The sequence below is a fragment of the Pseudomonas sp. NPDC089569 genome (genome assembly GCF_050280625.1).
Classification (GTDB): domain Bacteria; phylum Pseudomonadota; class Gammaproteobacteria; order Pseudomonadales; family Pseudomonadaceae; genus Aquipseudomonas.
The window spans coordinates 1-3613 of sequence record NZ_JBNNVQ010000207.1 but is presented as its reverse complement, the minus strand read 5'-3'; the positions used below and the strand labels follow the sequence as shown (position 1 = coordinate 3613).

The following is a 3613-nucleotide window of genomic DNA, read 5'->3' as shown; positions in this document are numbered from 1 at the left end:
ACAGTTAACATTAGTGAACACCACTCTCTTCGCACTTTAGTGCCACGAATTGCTTATCGTAGGAGCCAGGCTTGCCGGCGAAGGCGTCATTAAAATCGCCTTCGCCGGCAAGCCTGGCTCCTACGGTACATGTGGCGTTTACAACGTTATCCATAAAAACAATAAATGTTTGTTCAGAGATCGACTGCCATGGCCGCACCTGCCTCGCCGCTCTCCCACGACGCCATCATCCAGGCTTCCTGGAACCGCTGTCGCGCATTCGGCCTCAACCATCAGAGCGCTCCGGCATTCGATCAATTGCCGGCAGAACGCATCGCGCAATTGCTCGAAAGCCAGCATTCGCTGGTGCAGACCACCCACCAGGAGGTGCTGCCGTATTACGAGAACATCCTGAGCAATTCCAACTGCCTGATCATGCTCGCCGACAATCAGGGCCAGGTGCTGACATCCTGGGGCACCCAGCGATTCATCGAACCCGGCCTGGCCCGTGGCTTCAGCGCCGGTGCCAGCTGGATGGAACACTGCAGCGGGACCAACGCCATCGGCACCGCGCTGGCGTGCGGACAGGCCGTGCACATCGAGCACGATGAACACTTTCTCAAGGCCAATCGCTTCATGACCGGCTCCGCCGCGCCGATTTTCGATGCCGAACGCAAGGTTATCGCGGTGCTGGATGTGTCCAGCGACAGCTACCTGCCGCCGTCCCACACCCTGGGCATGGTCAAGATGATGAGTCAGACCGTGGAAAACCGGCTGATCCTCAACCTGTTCCACGGCCGGCATTTCCAGCTGACCTTCAATACCGGCCTGAACAACCTCGATAGCCAGTGGGCCGGTTTGCTGATTTTCGATGAGAGCGGCCAGGTTCTGTCCGCCAACCGCCGTGCCGACAACCTGCTGGGCGTACGTCTGTCGCGGGTCAGTGTCGAGAGCCTGTTCAAGGTCTCGCTGCGCGAACTGTTGAATCAACCCGAAGACCTGCCTTTCTCGCTGCAGTCCTGTGGACGCAATCGATTCCAGTGCCTGATCAAGCGACCGAAACAGACGCAGGTCCAGGCCAGAGTGTTCGTTCCTGATGCCGTCCCGGCACCCGCTGCGAACGCCACGATCAGCCTCAATACCCTGCATTTCGGCGACAGCCGCGTGGAAAAGGCCGTGCGCCAGGCCGAACGCCTGCTGGAAAAGGACATTCCGCTGCTGATCCATGGCGAAACCGGAGTCGGCAAGGAAGTCTTCGTCAAGGCCCTGCACCAGGCCAGTTCGCGCAGCAAACAGGCGTTCATTGCCGTGAACTGTGCAGCGATCCCCGCCGAACTGGTGGAGTCCGAATTGTTCGGCTACGAAAAAGGCGCCTTCACCGGGGCCAACCAGAAAGGCAGCATCGGCCTGATCCGCAAGGCCGATAAAGGCACCCTGTTTCTCGATGAAATCGGCGACATGCCATTGCCGACACAGGCCCGGTTGCTGCGGGTGTTGCAGGAGCGCTGCGTACAGCCGGTAGGCAGCAGTGAGTTGTTCCCGGTGGACCTGCGCATCATTTCGGCCACCAACCGCTCGTTGCGTGAACAAGTGCAATTGGGGCGCTTTCGAGAGGACCTGTATTACCGCATCGGCGGCCTGACCCTGGAACTGCCCCCACTGCGCGAGCGCAGTGATAAGGACGCACTGTTCAAGCGACTGTGGGAACAACATCGGGAGCCGGGCCAATGGGCCGGGTTGAGCCCGGAGGTGATGGCGTTGTTCGGGCGCCATCCATGGCCAGGAAACTTGCGTCAGGTCAGCAGTGTGATTCAGGTGGCGCTGGCCATGGCCGAGGAACAGCCTGTTCGCCCCGAGCACCTGCCGGATGATTTTTTTGTCGATCTGGACATGGAACCCGTGGAATCGCCGCAGGCATTGGCGGTGGACATGAATGATGTTGAGGAATTGAACCGGCAGCTACTGGCGGCGGGGGGGAATATTTCGTATCTGGCCCGGCGCCTGGGGGTGAGCCGCAATACCCTTTATAAGCGCTTGCGCCAGGCGGAATGACAGCGCAAAGCGAACCACCTGCGTTCGGCTATAGACCATCGCGAGCAGGCTCGCTCCCACAGTTGATCTTTGGATGCCCCCGTACATCTCCTGTGGGAGCGAGCCTGCTCGCGATGGTTTCAGCCCAGTTACCGCCAAACGAATAGTCCGCACACACCTCTCAAGCACCTTCGATTCATCCAGCGTTCAGCAAACGTCACCTAGACTCCGTCTGTCAGACGAAGTCATTGACCGGGCATATAAATCGTGACGAAATATTTCAGCGTTTAGTCCCGCACTTTGTTGCACCCCACACTTCCCTCCCCTCTTATTCTCACAGGATAAGTGCTTTGACAAACATCTGTTCTACCGGCCTTGATATCGGTTTTGCCTCACTGGATTACCTGCAAATCGGCATCCTGGGCATCATTCAAGGCATCACTGAGTTGCTCCCCGTTTCCTCCACTGCCCACATGCGAATCGTGCCCGCCCTGCTCGGCTGGCAAGACCCCGGCTCGGCATTTTCCGCGGCCATGCAACTGGCGGCGCTGGCGGCGGTGGTCAGTTACTTCTGGCGCGACGTGAGACAGGTCGTCACCGGTAGTGTGGGTGCAATACGCCAGGGCGATTACAACAATCAATGGTTCAAACTGGCCGTGGCCATCATTCTGGCAACCATCCCCATCGGGATTGCGGGACTGGCGTTATCCTCGACGCTCAACGCCTGCAACTCGCCGTTGCGCGGTTTGATGGTGATAGGGATTTCCTGTGTGGTGATGGCCGTTCTACTGGCTATCGCCGAACTCAGCTGTCGCCATCGCCGCACTGTGGGCGAAATGCGCTTGCGTGATGCACTGATCGTCGGCATCGCTCAAATCGGCGCGCTGATCCCCGGGGTTTCACGCTCCGGGTCGACACTGACTGCGGCGCTGTTCCTCAACTTCAAACGCGAAGAAGCAGCGCGTTTTTCCTTCCTGCTGGGCCTGCCTGCTATCGCGTTGGCCGGCTTGAAAGAACTGTGGGTGCTGTTTCACGCCCAGTTGCCAGCAGACGCCTGGGCACATCTGGTGTTCGGCCTGGTGATCGCCAGCATCTCGGCGTTCTTCGCCATCTGGGGCCTGATGCGATTCCTGGAGAAGTTCTCCACTTGGCCCTTTGTCATTTACCGCGCCGTACTTGGGGTTTTCCTGATTGTGGCCGTCAGCACCGGCCTCTTGAGCTGAGCGCCCCCCACAAAAAACAAAACCCGCACAAAGCGTAATGTTGCTCGCTTAAACGAAGGGTATCCACTGTAGGAGCGAGCATGCTCGCGAGAAACGCAATAACACCGCGGAGTATCAGACACCCAACGTTATCGTTGACGACCATCGCGAGCCTGCTCGCTCCTACACTTTCCTGATTGTGGCCGTCAGCACCGGCCTCTTGAGCTGAGCGACCCCCACAAAAAACAAAACCCGCACAAAGCGTAATGCTGCTCGCTTAAACGAAGGGTTTCCACTGTAGGAGCAAGCATGCTCGCGAGAAACGCAATAACACCGCGGAGTATCAGACACCCAACGTTATCGTTGACGACCATCGCGAGCCTGCTCGCTCCTACACTTTC

General features: G+C 58.4%; 2 protein-coding genes. Both read left to right on the top strand.

Annotation, left to right across the window (positions count from 1 at the left end; genetic code table 11):
- Positions 1-189 precede the first annotated feature (189 nt).
- Positions 190-2031, top strand: a complete 1842-nt coding sequence (locus ACQKP2_RS32195) for a sigma-54-dependent Fis family transcriptional regulator (RefSeq protein WP_427582296.1) — start codon at positions 190-192, stop codon at positions 2029-2031.
- Positions 2032-2360: 329 nt separating this feature from the next.
- Complete coding sequence (locus ACQKP2_RS32190; RefSeq protein ID WP_427582295.1) at positions 2361-3233, top strand: undecaprenyl-diphosphate phosphatase; 873 nt, start codon at positions 2361-2363, stop codon at positions 3231-3233.
- Positions 3234-3613: the final 380 nt, after the last annotated feature.